This window comes from Acidovorax sp. CCYZU-2555, assembly GCF_018413525.1.
In the GTDB taxonomy this organism is placed as follows: Bacteria; Pseudomonadota; Gammaproteobacteria; order Burkholderiales; family Burkholderiaceae_C; genus Comamonas.
Genome location: NZ_JAHCDD010000051.1, coordinates 27,822 through 42,592, shown reverse-complemented (window position 1 = coordinate 42,592; position 14,771 = coordinate 27,822). Strand labels below are relative to the sequence as shown.

At 63.9% G+C, this 14,771-nt stretch carries 14 protein-coding genes; 10 read left to right on the top strand and 4 right to left on the bottom strand.

What is annotated here, in order from left to right:
• Together alaS and KHY18_RS17655 are read right to left on the bottom strand one after the other, a co-directional pair.
• On the bottom strand, nt 1-1,453 hold a 1,453-nt coding region (alaS, locus tag KHY18_RS17660), incomplete at its 3' end, for an alanine--tRNA ligase (protein WP_213302739.1).
• Between the two features lie 168 nt (nt 1,454-1,621).
• Nucleotides 1,622-2,956 (bottom strand): MFS transporter, encoded by a 1,335-nt coding sequence (locus tag KHY18_RS17655; RefSeq protein WP_213302736.1) that lies wholly within the window; start codon nt 2,954-2,956, stop codon nt 1,622-1,624.
• A 321-nt stretch (nt 2,957-3,277) separates the two neighbouring features.
• On the opposite strand from KHY18_RS17655, the gene cyoA reads away from it, so the two are divergent.
• The 7 genes from cyoA to KHY18_RS17620 all read left to right on the top strand — a co-directional run bounded on the left by cyoA (nt 3,278) and on the right by KHY18_RS17620 (nt 10,088).
• The gene (cyoA, locus tag KHY18_RS17650; RefSeq protein WP_213302733.1) at nt 3,278-4,324 is read left to right on the top strand and encodes a ubiquinol oxidase subunit II; all 1,047 of its coding nucleotides are present in this window, start codon (nt 3,278-3,280) and stop codon (nt 4,322-4,324) included.
• Between the two features lie 58 nt (nt 4,325-4,382).
• Nucleotides 4,383-6,380, top strand: a complete 1,998-nt coding sequence (gene cyoB, locus KHY18_RS17645; RefSeq protein WP_213302730.1) for a cytochrome o ubiquinol oxidase subunit I — start codon at nt 4,383-4,385, stop codon at nt 6,378-6,380.
• Nucleotides 6,373-7,005 (top strand): cytochrome o ubiquinol oxidase subunit III, encoded by a 633-nt coding sequence (gene cyoC / locus KHY18_RS17640; RefSeq protein WP_213302727.1) that lies wholly within the window; start codon nt 6,373-6,375, stop codon nt 7,003-7,005. The genes cyoB and cyoC overlap by 8 nt, the downstream gene beginning before the upstream one ends.
• A complete protein-coding gene (gene cyoD / locus KHY18_RS17635) occupies nt 7,005-7,418 on the top strand; it encodes a cytochrome o ubiquinol oxidase subunit IV (RefSeq protein ID WP_213302724.1) in 414 nt (137 codons plus the stop codon). The genes cyoC and cyoD overlap by 1 nt, the downstream gene beginning before the upstream one ends.
• Nucleotides 7,419-7,483: 65 nt before the next feature.
• Nucleotides 7,484-8,215 carry an SURF1 family protein gene (locus KHY18_RS17630; RefSeq protein WP_213302754.1) on the top strand — a complete coding sequence of 244 codons (732 nt, stop codon included), beginning with the start codon at nt 7,484-7,486 and terminating at the stop codon, nt 8,213-8,215.
• Between the two features lie 63 nt (nt 8,216-8,278).
• Nucleotides 8,279-9,583, top strand: a complete 1,305-nt coding sequence (locus KHY18_RS17625; RefSeq protein ID WP_249729199.1) for an ATP-binding protein — start codon at nt 8,279-8,281, stop codon at nt 9,581-9,583.
• The gene (locus tag KHY18_RS17620; protein ID WP_213302721.1) at nt 9,555-10,088 is read left to right on the top strand and encodes a response regulator transcription factor; all 534 of its coding nucleotides are present in this window, start codon (nt 9,555-9,557) and stop codon (nt 10,086-10,088) included. The genes KHY18_RS17625 and KHY18_RS17620 overlap by 29 nt, the downstream gene beginning before the upstream one ends.
• Nucleotides 10,089-10,302: 214 nt before the next feature.
• Here the strand turns inward: KHY18_RS17620 and cyoE are convergent, their stop codons facing one another.
• Together cyoE and KHY18_RS17610 are read right to left on the bottom strand one after the other, a co-directional pair.
• Nucleotides 10,303-11,199 (bottom strand): heme o synthase, encoded by an 897-nt coding sequence (gene cyoE / locus KHY18_RS17615; RefSeq protein WP_213302718.1) that lies wholly within the window; start codon nt 11,197-11,199, stop codon nt 10,303-10,305.
• The gene (locus tag KHY18_RS17610; RefSeq protein ID WP_213302715.1) at nt 11,196-12,365 is read right to left on the bottom strand and encodes a COX15/CtaA family protein; all 1,170 of its coding nucleotides are present in this window, start codon (nt 12,363-12,365) and stop codon (nt 11,196-11,198) included. The genes cyoE and KHY18_RS17610 overlap by 4 nt, the downstream gene beginning before the upstream one ends.
• Before the next feature lie 413 nt (nt 12,366-12,778).
• On the opposite strand from KHY18_RS17610, the gene KHY18_RS17605 reads away from it, so the two are divergent.
• The 3 genes from KHY18_RS17605 to KHY18_RS17595 all read left to right on the top strand — a co-directional run bounded on the left by KHY18_RS17605 (nt 12,779) and on the right by KHY18_RS17595 (nt 14,740).
• Nucleotides 12,779-13,006 carry a hypothetical protein gene (locus tag KHY18_RS17605; RefSeq protein ID WP_213302712.1) on the top strand — a complete coding sequence of 76 codons (228 nt, stop codon included), beginning with the start codon at nt 12,779-12,781 and terminating at the stop codon, nt 13,004-13,006.
• A gap of 56 nt (nt 13,007-13,062) precedes the next feature.
• Entirely contained in the window at nt 13,063-13,434 is a 372-nt protein-coding gene (locus KHY18_RS17600) for a hypothetical protein (RefSeq protein WP_213302710.1), read from the top strand.
• Nucleotides 13,435-13,732: 298 nt separating this feature from the next.
• Nucleotides 13,733-14,740: a D-2-hydroxyacid dehydrogenase family protein gene (locus tag KHY18_RS17595; protein WP_213302707.1), complete on the top strand. Its 1,008-nt coding sequence runs from the start codon at nt 13,733-13,735 to the stop codon at nt 14,738-14,740.
• The last annotated feature ends 31 nt before the right edge of the window (nt 14,741-14,771 follow it).

Below are 14,771 nucleotides of genomic sequence, written 5' to 3'. Positions count from 1 at the left end.
CCGCGGCCAGCGACTGCACGCTGGTGCCGTCGGCATACAGCGCCAGCACCTTGGCCGGCGTTGCGAGCTGGGTGTAGCCGGTGAAGGCATTGGCCGCGCCCGCGTATTCGAGCGCGCGGTCCATCTTGAACTTGCCGGCGGCACGCGCCTTGTTCTTCTGCTCTTCCATCGCCGCGCGGAAGCCGGCTTCATCGACGCTCAGGCCGCGTTCGCGCGCCACGTCATTCGACAGGTCGAGCGGGAAGCCATAGGTGTCGTGCAGCTTGAACGCCACGTCGCCGGGCAGCACCTTGACGTCGCCCGCGAGCGCGCTGTCGAGGATTTCCATGCCGTTGGCCAGGGTCTCGAAGAAGCGTTCTTCCTCGGCCTTGAGCACTTCGGTGATGCGCGCTTCCTGTTCGCGCAGCTGGGGATAGGCATCGCCCATCACGGCCACGAGGTCCTTGACCAGCTTGTGGAAGAACGGCGTCTTCTGACCCAGCTTGTAGCCGTGGCGGATGGCGCGGCGCACGATGCGCCGCTGCACATAGCCGCGGCCTTCGTTCGACGGGATCACGCCGTCGCTGACCAGGAACGAGGTGGCGCGGATATGGTCGGCGATCACCTTGAGCGAAGGCGTGCTCAGGTCTTCGATATGGGTTTCACGGCCGGCGGCCTTGATCAGCGCCGCGAACAGGTCGATCTCGTAATTGCTGTGCACATGCTGCAGGATGGCAGCGAGGCGCTCCAGGCCCATGCCGGTGTCGACGCAGGGCGCGGGCAGCTTGGTGATGCGGCCCTGCTCGTCCATGTCGAACTGCATGAACACGTTGTTCCAGATTTCGATGAAACGGTCGCCGTCTTCATCGGGGCTGCCCGGAGGGCCGCCGGGAATGTGGTCGCCGTGGTCGTAGAAGATTTCCGAGCAGGGGCCGCAAGGGCCGGTGTCGGCCATCATCCAGAAGTTGTCGGACTTGTAGCGGCCGCCCTTGTTGTCGCCGATGCGGATCACGCGCTCGGGCGGCAGGCCGATTTCCTTGGTCCAGATGTCGTAGGCTTCGTCGTCTTCCTCGTACACGGTGGCCAGCAGGCGTTCCTTGGGCAGCTTGTAGACTTCGGTCAGCAACTCCCAGGCCCACTTGAGCGATTCGCGCTTGAAGTAGTCGCCGAACGACCAGTTGCCCAGCATTTCGAAGAACGTGTGGTGGCGGGCCGTGTAGCCCACGTTCTCGAGGTCATTGTGCTTGCCGCCGGCGCGCAGGCAGGCCTGGACCGACGTGGCGCGCGTATAGGGGCGCTTGTCCGTGCCGAGGAACACGTCCTTGAACTGCACCATGCCCGAATTGGTGAACATCAGCGTCGGGTCGTTGCCCGGCACCAGCGAGCTCGAAGGCACGATGGTGTGGCCCTTGGAGGCAAAGAAGTCCAGAAACGACTTCCTGATTTCGGCAACGGAAAAAGTGGGTTGGCTCATGGCGTATGGTTTGGAAGTGCGCAGCGCCTGCACGCTTGCATGAAAAGGCGCGCCGCTGTGCAGCGGGACAATCTTCCATTATAGATTTGTGCAGCCCGCTGTGGAGCCCCAAACCCAACGCCCCCTGGTAAATGGCCGACCGGCACGCGGCCGGCCACCAGGAGAGACTCAGTCCCGCGCTTCAATCGCGCGGTTGATCGCCAGCGCCGCCAGCGTGCAGATGCCGCCCGACAGCAGGTAGATGCCCAGGCCGAACAGGCCGAAGCGGGCCGACACCGCGAGTGCCACCAGTGGCGCGAAAGCCGCACCGACCAGCCAGGCCATATCGGCCGACAACGCTGCACCGGTGTAGCGGTAGCGCGGCGTGAAGTTGGCCGTGACCGTGCCCGACGCCTGGCCGTAGGACAGGCCCAGCAGGATGAAGCCGATGATCAGGAAGGCATTGTTGCCGCCCTGGCCATTGCCCAGCAGGCCGGGACCGACAAAGCTGAACACGCAGATCAGCGCGGCCATGGTGCCCAGCGTGTTGCGCCGGCCGAAGCGGTCGGCGAGCCAGCCCGAACCCACCATCGCGACGCAGGCCAGGGCCGCGCCCAGCATCTGCACCCGCAGCACGTCGACCACGGGTTGCTCGGAGTAGATCTCGATATAGGACAGCGGGAAGATGGTCACCAGGTGGAACAGCGCGAAGCTGGCCAGCGCCGCGAACGCGCCGATGACGACGTTGCGGCCTTCGGTACCCACCACTTCGGAGGCCTTCACCGGCTCCAGTTCATTTTGGTGCAGCAGGTGCGAATACGACTGACCGACGACCAGGCGCAGGCGTGCGAACAGCGCGACGACGTTGATCGCGAACGCCACGAAGAATGTGTAGCGCCAGCCCCAGGACAGGAATTCTTTCGAGGTCGTATGGTCGTAGACGTAGGCGAACAGTCCTGCGGCCATGAAGAAGCCCACGGGCGCGCCCAGCTGCCCCAGCATGGAATACCAGCCGCGGCGCTCGCGTGGCGCGGAAATCGCCAGCAGCGACGGCAGGCCGTCCCAGGAACCGCCCAGCGCCAGGCCCTGGCCTATGCGCAGCACGGCGAACAGCACGATGGCCCAGGCGCCCAGGCTCTCGTAGCCGGGCAGGAAAGCCATGCCCACGGTACTGGTACCCAGCAGGAACAGCGCCAGCGTCAGCTTGGTGGCGCGCCCCCAGCGCCGCTGCACCGCCATGGAGATGGCCGTGCCGAACGGCCTGGCAATGAAGGCCAGCGAGAAGATGGCAAACGAAGCCAGCGTGCCGTCAAGGCGTGAAAAGGAGGGGAACAGCAGTGCGGGGAAGACCAGCACGCAGGCGATACCGAACACAAAGAAATCGAAGTACTCGGACGATCGACCGATGATCACCCCGACCGCGATATCACCAGGGCTGACCTCTTCGTCCGTATCGGCACGGGAAAGTGCTTCGGGGCTTTCGCGGCCCCCTGCAGACAATGCTGTGTAACCGGTTGCGCTCATAGAGATGCTCCCATTCAATGACTAGCTCTTTCTACGCTGGTCAACACCCGGGCCCGGTACGGCTTTGGCGCCTGCGCGCGTCAGCCAAAAACTACAGCCCGGCTACCGCCAGCCCCCTCACTCCGGCGGACTTCAAGCCCGCCGACATCGGTTCGGCCTACCCGCCTACAACGAAATCCGCTGATCTACCAAGAATGGCGCAATACACCCACGTATTGACGTGGGACAAAATGTCCAATCGACAATTTGCTCCTTTTTATTACATTTACGCTGGTTCCAATCTCACGTTTACACCTAAGCGCGCTCTGGCGCGCCCATGACATGCTTCAATCCAAGGAAATCCGTGGGCCTGCGTGGCTCACAGCTACTGCGCTTGTCGCCGCTCTCAGCGGCTGCAGCAAAGCCGTAGTTCTCAACCCCGCAGGCGATATCGCCTCGCAGCAAGGCGACCTGGTCGTACTGGCCACCTTGCTGATGCTGATCATCATCGTTCCGGTGATTCTGCTGACGTTCTTCTTCGCCTGGAAATACCGCCAGTCGAACACCGAAGCCGAATACGATCCAGACTTTCACCATTCGACCAAGCTCGAACTGATCATCTGGACCGCTCCCCTGATCATCGTGATCATCCTTGGTGCGATCACCTGGATCAGCACCCACAAGCTCGATCCCTATCGTCCTCTGGACCGCATCGATGCCCAGCGCCCGCTGGCTGCCGATGTCAAGCCGCTGACCGTCGAAGTCGTGGCCATGGACTGGAAATGGCTGTTCTTCTACCCGGAACAAGGCATTGCCACGGTCAACGAACTGGCCGCGCCCATCGACCGCCCCATCCACTTCAAGCTGACGTCGACCACCACGATGAACGCGTTCTACGTGCCTGACCTGGCCGGCATGATCTATGCCATGCCCGGCATGCAGACCGAACTGAACGCCGTGATCAACAAGGAAGGCGTCTACAAGGGCATGTCCTCGCATTACAGCGGCGCAGGCTTCTCGGGCATGACGTTCAAGTTCCACGGCCTGAGCAACGAAGGCTTCGCCGACTGGATCGCCAAGGCCAAGACCGAAGGCAAGGCGCTGAACCGCGAGACCTACCTCGCCCTGGCCACGCCCAGCGAGCGCAACCCGGTCGAGCGCTTCGGCATTGTCGACCCCAAGCTCTACCACACGGTGCTCAACCGCTGCGTCGAAGAAGGCCAGATGTGCATGCACACCATGATGGCCATCGACAAGGCAGGCGGCGAGTCCTATGCACGCGCCAAGGGCCTGAACCTGACCGCCGACATCTGCACGACCGAAGACGCCGACAAGATCACGGCAGCCCTGGAACCCGGCGTGGCCTCCCCCGCCGTCATCCAGCAATAAGCAATTCGGCGTGCAGCAGGCCCTCGCGGTCTGCTGTACGCCTCACAAGAGACCTTTTATGTCTGAACAATTTGATGCAGCCCGACTGATCTTCGGACGGTTGAGCTGGGAATCGATACCGCTGCACGAGCCGATTCTCCTCGCGACCTTCGCGGGAGTGGTGCTCGGCGGCCTTGCGGTGCTCGCGCTGCTGACCCGCTTCAAGCTCTGGGGCATGCTGTGGCGTGACTGGATCTGCAGTATCGATCACAAGAAGATCGGGATCATGTACATGATCCTGGGCATCGTCATGCTGCTGCGCGGCTTCGCCGATGCGCTGATGATGCGTGCGCAACAGGCCGCGGCCACGGTCGACGGGCTGGGTTTCCTACCGCCGCACCATTACGACCAGGTGTTCACGGCCCACGGCACGATCATGATTTTCTTCGTGGCCATGGCCTTGGTCACGGGTCTGATGAACTATGTCGTGCCGCTGCAGATCGGCGCGCGCGACGTGGCCTTCCCGTTCCTGAACAACTTCAGCTTCTGGATGACCACCGCCGGTGCCATCCTGGTGATGGTGTCGCTGTTCATCGGTGAGTTCTCGACTTCGGGCTGGCTCGCGCTGTCCAACCTCGGCCACAACCCCGAGGGCGTCGGTCTCGACTACTACATCTGGTCGCTGCAGATCGCGGGTGTGGGCACCACGCTGTCGGGTATCAACCTGCTGGTGACCATCATCAAGATGCGCGCTCCCGGCATGACGCTGATGAAGATGCCGGTGTTCGTCTGGACCTCGCTGTGCACCAACGCGCTGATCGTCGCCTCGTTCCCCGTGCTGACCGCCACGCTGCTGCTGCTGTCGCTTGACCGCTACCTGGGCACGCACTTCTTCACCAACGACATGGGCGGCAACGCCATGCTGTACGTGAACCTGATCTGGATCTGGGGCCACCCCGAGGTTTACATCCTGATCCTGCCGGCCTTCGGCGTGTTCTCGGAAATCACCGCCACGTTCAGCCGCAAGCGCCTGTTCGGCTACACCTCGATGGTGTACGCCACGGTCGCCATCACCATCCTGTCCTACCTGGTCTGGCTGCACCACTTCTTCACCATGGGCTCGGGCGCGAGTGTGAACTCGTTCTTCGGCATCACCACGATGATCATCTCCATCCCGACCGGGGCGAAGATCTTCAACTGGCTGTTCACCATGTACAAGGGCCGCATCCGCTTCACCGTCCCCATGATGTGGACCGTGGGCTTCATGGCCACGTTCGCCGTGGGCGGCATGACCGGCGTTCTGCTGGCCGTTCCCCCAGCCGACTTCGTGCTGCACAACAGCCTGTTCCTGATCGCTCACTTCCACAACGTCATCATCGGCGGCGTGGTGTTCGGTCTGTTCGCTGCCATCAACTACTGGTTCCCCAAGGCTTTCGGCTACACGCTCGACGAGTTCTGGGGCAAGGTCTGCTTCTGGTGCTGGCTGGTCGGCTTCTGGGTCACGTTCACTCCGCTGTACGTGCTGGGCCTGATGGGCGCGACGCGCCGCGTCAACGTGTTCGAAGACGCTTCGTACAACGTCTGGCTGTACATCTCGTTCTTCGGCGTGCTGATCGTCGCCGGCGGTATCGCTGCGTTCCTGATGCAACTGTGGGTCAGCTTCCGCAACCGCGAAGCCCTGCGCGACGTCACTGGCGATCCATGGGATGGCCGTACGCTGGAATGGTCGACCGCATCGCCCACGCCTGACTACAACTTCGCCATGACCCCCAAGGTCTACGAAATTGACGCCTGGTGGGACATGAAGAAGCACGGCTACAAGCGTCCGCTCGCGGGCTTCAAGTCGCTGCACATGCCCAAGAACACCGGCGCAGGCTTCGTGATCGCCATGGTCGCCACGCTGTTCGGCTTCGCGATGATCTGGCACATGTGGCTGGTGGCCGGCGTGTCGTTCGCCGCCGTGGTGCTGATCTCGATCATCCATACCTTCAACTACAAGCGCGATTTCTACATTCCAGCATCCGAAGTTGCTGCGACTGAAGATGCCCGCACTGAACTGCTTGCCCGCAATGTCTGAACTCCGCATGAACGCTGGCGCCGCTGGCGCCATTGAACCCCGCGACTACCACCTGGCCGAAGAACCGCACGTGGCCAACGGCACGGCGCTGGGCTTCTGGCTCTACCTGATGAGCGATTGCCTCATCTTCGCTGCCCTGTTCGCCACCTACGGCGTGCTGGGCCGCAACTACGCCGCCGGCCCGACCGGCGCCGACCTGTTCGACCTGCCGCTGGTGGCGATGAACACGGCTTTCCTGCTGTTGTCGTCGATCACCTTCGGCTTCGCTATGCTCAAGAAGCAACAAGGCAAGGTTTCGGCCACGCTGGGCTGGCTGGCCATCACCGGCGTGCTGGGCCTGTGCTTCCTGGGTCTGGAACTCTATGAGTTCTCGCACCTGCTGCACGAGGGCGCGGGCCCGGGCCGCAGCGCCTTCCTGTCGTCGTTCTTCACGCTGGTCGGCACGCACGGCCTGCACGTCACCTTCGGCCTGATCTGGCTGGTCGTGCTGATGCTGCAGATCAACAAGCACGGCCTGACGAACGAGAACAACCGCCGCCTGATGTGCCTGTCGATGTTCTGGCACTTTCTGGACGTGGTCTGGATCGGCGTCTTCACCTTTGTCTACCTGATGGGAGTGCTGTAATGAGCGCACACGACATCCACGCCGGCCACGCGCACGACGCGCATGACGACCACCACCACGACGCTGGTCCGCACAGCACCTTCTCCGGCTACATGACGGGCTTCGTGCTGTCGATCATCCTGACGGCGATCCCGTTCTGGCTGATCATGGCCAAGGTCATCGAAGGCCGCAGCACCGCCGTGCTGGTGCTCGGCGCGTTCGCGATCATCCAGATCCTGGTGCACATGTACTACTTCCTGCACATGAACAGCAAGGTCGAAGCCGGCTGGACGCTGCTGTCGACGATCTTCACCGTGATCTTCGTCGTGATCGCACTGTCGGGCACGCTTTGGGTCATGTTCCACATGAACGCCAACATGATGCCGCACCACGACCACGACGCGCCGGCCGCCATTACTGCTCCGCAGTCTTGACCTCCGCTCGTCCCCATGCGCTGAACGCCGGGCCTTCGGGCCCGCGTTCTGTTCTGCTCAAGGCCATGCTCGCACTGTTGGGCGTGGCCTTGTTTGTTTCGTTCCTGGCACTGGGCAGCTGGCAGCTGCAGCGCCGTGCCTGGAAGCTGGAACTGATCGATCGCGTCACCGAACGCGTGCGCGCCGATGCCGTGGCCGCACCCGCGCCTGCGCAATGGCCGCAGGTCACGGCGCAGCAGTATGAATACCTGCCGGTCACGCTGTCCGGGCGTTTCCTGGCGCACAAGACCGTGCTGACCCAGGCCGTCACCGAACTCGGCGCGGGCTTCTGGGTCGTCACGCCGCTGCAGGCCGACGACGGCAGCCAGACGCTGATCAACCGCGGCTTCGTGCCTACCAGCGAACGCCAGGCCTGGCTGCCGCAGGACAGCGCGCCAGTCGCCGACGCACCCGTGCAGACGGTCACGGGCCTGCTGCGCATGACCGAACCCGGTGGCGGCTTTCTGCGCGACAATGATTCCCAGCAACAGCGCTGGTATTCGCGCGATGTCGCGGGCATTGCCGCGGCGCAGGGCCTCGACAAGGCGGCGCCCTACTTCATCGACGCCGGCCGCCCCGGACAGCCCGTGGCCGCCGAGACCTGGCCGCGCCCGGGCATGACGGTGATCGCGTTCCACAACAGCCACCTGGTCTATGCACTGACCTGGTATGGCATGGCCTTGATGGTGCTGGTCGCTGCCGTGGTGGTGGTGCGCTGGGAAAAGCGCCGCGCCGCAGCCGCGCACAAGACCTTGTAGGCCGGCCGATTCACCGCTTGCGGCAAAATCGCAGCGGTGAATCGCCCCCTTCGCCCTCGCTCCATGGACCCGCTTTCGCAGGTCGACCTCACCACCGAACGCAAGAACATGCAGCTGCTGATACAGCTGCGCTGGCTCGCCGTGGTGGGCCAGGTGATCACGATCGCCCTCGTGCATTACGGCCTCGACATCCCGCTGCCGCTGCCCGAAATGACGGCCGTGCTGATGGCGCTGATCGTCACCAACCTCGGCTACCTGTATTGGTTCAAATGGCGCCGGCGCAATGTCACCAGCCTGGGTCTGTTCTGCGCGCTGCTCGCGGACGTGGCCGCGCTCGCCGTGCAGCTCTACCTCAGCGGCGGCGCGAGCAACCCCTTCATCTATCTGTTCCTGCTGCAGGCCATCCTGAGCGCCGTGCTGCTGTCGCCGGCCTACACCTGGGTGATTGCGGCCATCACCACGCTGTGCGTGATCGATCTCGCGGGTTCATCGCGCCCGCTGGCCGTGCAGCCGCACAACAACCTCTACGTCATCGGCCTGCTGACCTGTTTTGCGCTGACCACGGTGCTGCTGGTGATCTTTCTCACGCGCATCGTCGGCAACCTGCGCCGGCGCGACTCGCGCCTGGCCGACATGCGCCAGCGCGCCAGCGAAGAGGAACATATCGTGCGCATGGGCCTGCTGGCCACGGGCGCGGCCCATGAGCTGGGCACGCCGCTGGCGACCATGTCGGTGATCCTGGGCGACTGGCAGCGCATTCCCGAGATCGCGCGCCACCCCGAACTGCTGCAGGACCTCGACGAGATGCGCCAGCAGCTGCTGCGCTGCAAGAGCATCGTCACCAACGTGCTGCTGTCGGCCGGCGAAGCACGCGCCGACGCGCCCAAGCCGACCACCCTCTTTCGCTTCATGGACCGGCTGATCGCGCAGTGGCAGGAAACCCACCACCCGGGGCGTTTTCGCTACAACAATGGCATCGCCCAGGATATGGCGATCATTTCCGATACCGCACTGCAGCAGATGATCTGCAATGTGCTGGACAATGCACTGGAAGCCTCGGCCGACGAAGTCGAGCTGCGCCTGCGCTGCGAAAACGAGCAACTGGTGATCACCGTACTCGACCGCGGCACGGGCTTCGCGCCCGAAATATTGCGCAACTTCGGCAAATACCAGCAATCGAACAAGACGGATCGCGCCGGCCGCGGTGTGGGCCTGTTCCTGGTGACGAATGTCGCGCGCTCGCTGGACGGCACGGCATCGGCGCGCAACCGCGACGACGGCGGCGCGGAAGTGCGCATCGAGTTTCCGCTGTCGTCCATCACCTTAGGAGATACAGACCATGGACCCACGCCTGCTGCTGCTGGTTGAAGACGACGCCGCGTTCGCGCGCACCCTCGCGCGCTCGTTCGAGCGCCGCGGCTACCTGGTGCTGAGCGCGGCCAGCGCCGACGAAGTCAAGCTGCTGCTGCAGGAGCACCGCCCCGGCTATGCGGTCATGGACTTGAAGCTCGCGGGCAATACGTCGGGACTCAACTGCATTCAAATGCTGCACGAGCACAACCCCCAGGCGCTGATCGTGGTGCTCACGGGCTATGCGAGCATTGCGACGGCCGTGGAAGCCGTCAAGCTCGGCGCTTGCCACTACCTGGCCAAGCCGTCGAACACCGACGACATCGAAGCCGCATTCGGGCGCATCGCGGGCGACACCGAAGTCGAACTCACGCAGCAGACCAGCTCGATCAAGACTGTCGAATGGGAACATATCCACGAGACGCTGGCCGAAAGCGGCTTCAACATCTCCGAAGCCGCGCGCCGCCTGGGCATGCACCGCCGCACGCTGGCGCGCAAGCTGGAAAAGCGCCAGGTCAAATAGATTTTTTGCGATGCGGGGTGCCGACTCAGCGCTGTCCGCACAAATAGCGAATGGCCGGGCCCCCGAGCGGGGTAAGCGAGACAAAGTCTCGCAAGGCATCAAAAAGAAACAGCGGGCCTCGACCCCCGTTCGTCCTGAGCCCGTCGAAGGATGAACGGCCTGCGCTCAAGGCATGAAAACGAGCCGCTCAAGATCCGCGCCGGCCCTGCGATGGTCAGAAGAACAGGTAATGATCCACCAGCAACGCCGCGAACAGCAGGCTCAGATGCACCAGCGAGAACTTGAAGGTGCGCCACGCCAGCGCATCTGAATAGTTGCGGCGCAGGCGCCAGGCATAGGCGCAAAAGCCCGCGCCCAGCACCACGGCCGCGAACAGGTAGAGCCAGGAGCTCATGCCGTAGATGAACGGCAGCAGGCAGGCCGCGAACAGCACCACCGTGTACAGCAGGATCTGCAGCCGCGTGTATTCGCTGCCATGGGTCACGGGCAGCATGGGCAGGCCCGACTTGCGATAGTCTTCGACGCGGTACAGCGCCAGCGCCCAGAAATGCGGCGGCGTCCAGAGGAAGATGATCAGGAACAGGATCAGCGCTTCGGGCCCGACCTGGCCCGTCATTGCGGCCCAGCCCAGCACCGGCGGCATCGCGCCCGAGGCGCCGCCGATCACGATGTTCTGCGGCGTGCGCGGCTTGAGCACCACGGTGTAGATCACCGCATAGCCGACGAAGGTCGCGAGCGTGAGCCACATCGTCAGCGGATTGGTGCCTATGAACAGGATGGCCGCGCCCAGGCTGCACAGCGCGGCCGAGAACACCAGCGCATGCGAGCTCGACAGCTCGCCGCGCGCCGTGGGCCGCCATGAGGTGCGCTGCATGCGCGCGTCGATATGCTTTTCGACCAGGCAGTTGAACGCCGCGGCCGCGGCCGCGACCAGCCAGATGCCGGCGCAGGAAACGGCCATTTTCAGCCACTGCGCGCCCGACGGCCAGCCGGGCACGGCCAGCACCATGCCGATGAGGGCGCAAAAGACAATCAGCTGCACCACCCGCGGCTTGGTCAAGGCATAGAACTGGGCAATCCGTGAAGCGGAGGACAGGGTGTCGGTAGTCATGCGCGAGCGATGGCTTTCTTGGAAAGGGAGCGGCGCTGATCCATGTCGGCGCGCGAAGTGCGGCTGGTCGCAAGACTCCAGACCAGTACGCCCACCAGCGCCGCGGCGCCTCCAGTGTGCAGCACGGCGGCAATCAGGGGCCAATCAAATAAGACGTTCGACAGTCCGGTCATCACCTGCAGCAGCAGCAGGCCGCCGAGCCAGCGGCGCTGGCGCGTCAGCGCCTGGGCGCGGCGCAACGCTAGCAGCAGCGCGACCAGGGCCGCGGCCACCACATAGGCGGCGAGCCGGTGCAGGTAATGGATGGCGGTCAGGGCCTCGAAATCGAGGTGGCTGCCGTCCTGCAGCAGGCCCAGCGGGCGCCAGATCTCGAACGCCTGGGAGAAATTCATCGCCGGCCACCAACTGCCTTGGCAAGTGGGGAAGGTAGTGCAGGCCAGCACCGCGTAGTTGGTACTGACCCAGCCGCCGAGCGCAACCTGCAGCGTCACCAGCGCCAGGCCCGCGACCAGCGCGCGGCGCAGCCAGCGAGGAATGGCTTCGGGCACACGGCCTTGCACTGCCAGGCCATGGGCGACCGCGGGCACGCACAGCAGCGCCAGCAGCACCGTGCCGCCCAGCAGATGCAGCGTGACGATGGCGGGAAACAGTTTCTCGGTCACGGTCAGCGCGCCGAACGCGCCCTGGATGCAGACCCAGACCAGGCTGGCCGTGGGCCACCAGGGGCTGCGGCCCGCCGACAGCGGCGTCTTGCGCGCCAGGCGCCAGCTCATCAGCGTCAACGCGATGATCAGCACGCCCACGCCCGTGGCCAGGTAGCGGTGAATCATTTCGACCCAGGCCTTGCCATGGGTCACAGGGCCGGTGGGCATGGCGGTCTGCGCGGCGGTGATCTCCACATGCGCGCCCAGCGGGCTGGCGTTGCCATAGCAGCCCGGCCAGTCGGGGCAGCCCAGACCCGAGTCGGTGAGCCGCGTGAACGCCCCGAACATCACCAGGTCGAACGTCAGGAACAGCGTGAACACGCTGAGCGCGAGCAGGCGCTCGGCCGGGCCATGCTGGCGATTGCGAAACCAGACCCAGGCCAGCGGTGCGAGCGCGATCACCGCACCGATCAGCATCAAATGCAGCAGGGGTTCCAAATCGTAAAGGGGCTGGCTAGTCATCACTCGCTCTTGTCATGTGCGCCGGGCAGCGGCCTGCAGGGCTGCCACCCGGAGATTTCAAGATTGTCTGAAATATCTGAACGCTCTTCATAAAAAAACCCGCGCTGTATGCATTGCGCGAGGCGCGAGCGCGGCGCCAGGGCCGAAACGGAGCATGCGCAGACGAGCCCCGCAGGGCTGACAATCCGGCCTGGCAAGTGCAGACCGGGGCGCATTGTCCCGCGGCAATTCTATCGGTGCGCGTGCCCGGGCACAGCGCGGCCGCAAGTGACCCTATGGAAGATGGGTCTGGCCCGACATGGGCGAGCAGCTACCGTGCAGGCATGTCAGTCCATGCCGCCCAAAACATGCATCGTGGAACGCCGATTACATCTTGTCCTACAGTCGCCGCGACACCCGCCGATATCCAGAACATGACCTACATCGCTGATATGACCTGCATCGTCGACCTGCCCCTGGAGAGCCATGAACATGGCTTTGCCTGCTTCTCATGCGGCCAGCCCCTGACCTCATCGGGTGTACGCTATGACGGCAAGGGCGGCAGCATCTTGTTGCATTTGCGCTGTGCCAACGAGATGGGACAACGATTGATCGTCGACTCGTGGACCAACCGCCGCAAGCATGTGCACGCCACCGGCTGACGACCACCAAGCCGCGCCGAGGTGCGCATGCCGCGCACCTGCGCCCATAATGGGCCATGTCCACGCTTTCATGCCCTTTCTGCGGTCATACGCTGACCGATAGCACTTCGCCCTGCGGCGCGTGCGGAAAAACGCCCTCCACTTTTGCTTCGGCCGCTGACTCGCAGAAGGTCGCGCCCGCGCCGCGCAGCCGTCTCGTTCCCTGGCTCATCGGCCTGCCCGTCGGCGCGTTTGCGGTTTTGATGGTGGTGGGTTCAATGCTGTCGACGCCCGAAAGCAGCAACCAGTGGGTGGCGCGCGAAGCCATCAAGGTCTGCAACAAGGAAGTCGCACGCGCGCCCGAAGACCGCAAGCGGCCCGACCTGACCGCCAAGGACTGCGCCGATCTCGACGCCGCCTTCCGCAGCCAGTACGGTACCGAACCCTGAGCGGGCCATGCGCGCGCACAGGCCGTATATTCCTTGCAGGATATACAGCTTGATACATAACAGTGTAATCTGTAACAATCAAACTCGGTATTCGCGCTGCACGCCCTGCATCACCGACGCATGCTCGTTTGTGCATGCGGGACAATGGTGCATGCATGAGGCTTGCCTGGCGTAAGCATGGTGTACAGCCGACGACGCTGTCCACAATCCTCTTTTCTGTCCCAGGCACGCCTGCCACGCACAGGCACATGCTTGAGTTGCACCTACCTACCCAAAGCCCACGAGCTGGGAGCCCGTCATGAACATTGTCATTTTGGACGACTACCAAGACGCTGTACGCAAGCTGCATTGCGCCTCCCGCCTGGACGCGCTCAACGCCAAGGTCTACACCAACAATGTCAAGGGCCTGGGCCAGTTGTCGGTGCGACTGCGGGATGCCGACATCATCGTGCTGATCCGCGACCGCACCGCGATCACGCGGCAACTGATTGAAAAACTGCCGCGCCTGAAGCTCATCGCCCAGACCGGCCGGGTCGGCAGCCACGTGGACGTCAAGGCCTGTACCGACCATGGCATCGCGATCGCCGAAGGCGTGAGTTCGCCGGTCGCCCCCGCGGAGCTGACCTGGGCGCTGATCATGGCGTCGATGCGCCGCCTGCCCCAGTACATTGCCAACCTCAAGCACGGCGCCTGGCAGCAATCCGGCTTCAAGGCGGCATCCATGCCGCCCAATTTTGCGCTGGGCAATGTGCTGCGCGGCAAGACGCTGGGCATCTGGGGCTACGGCCGCGTGGGCAAGATCGTCGCCGGCTACGGCCGCGCTTTCGGCATGAACGTGCGCATCTGGGGCCGCGACGCGTCGCGCGCCGAAGCCCTGGCCGATGGCTACCAGGCAGCCAATACGCGTGAAGAGTTTTTCGCACAGTGCGATGTGCTGAGCCTGCATCTGCGGCTGACCGACGCCACCGAGCACATGATAGGCCTCAACGACCTGGCGCTCATGAAGCCCACGGCGCTGCTGGTCAATACGTCGCGCGCCGAGCTGATCGAGGCCGATGCCCTGGTCGCCGCGCTGCAGCGCGGTCGCCCCGGCATGGCCGCGATCGATGTCTTCGAAAGCGAACCCATCTTGCAAGGCCATGCGCTGCTGCGCATGGAGAACTGCATCTGCACGCCGCACCTGGGCTATGTCGAGCAGGACAGCTATGAACTGTATTTCGGCGCGGCATTCGAGAATGTCGTGAATTTCATCCAGGGCACGCCCACGCAGATCGTCAACCCCGACTACCAACTGGTCGGGCGCTGAGCACGCGCGCAGCGGCACGGGCCGCCGCGCA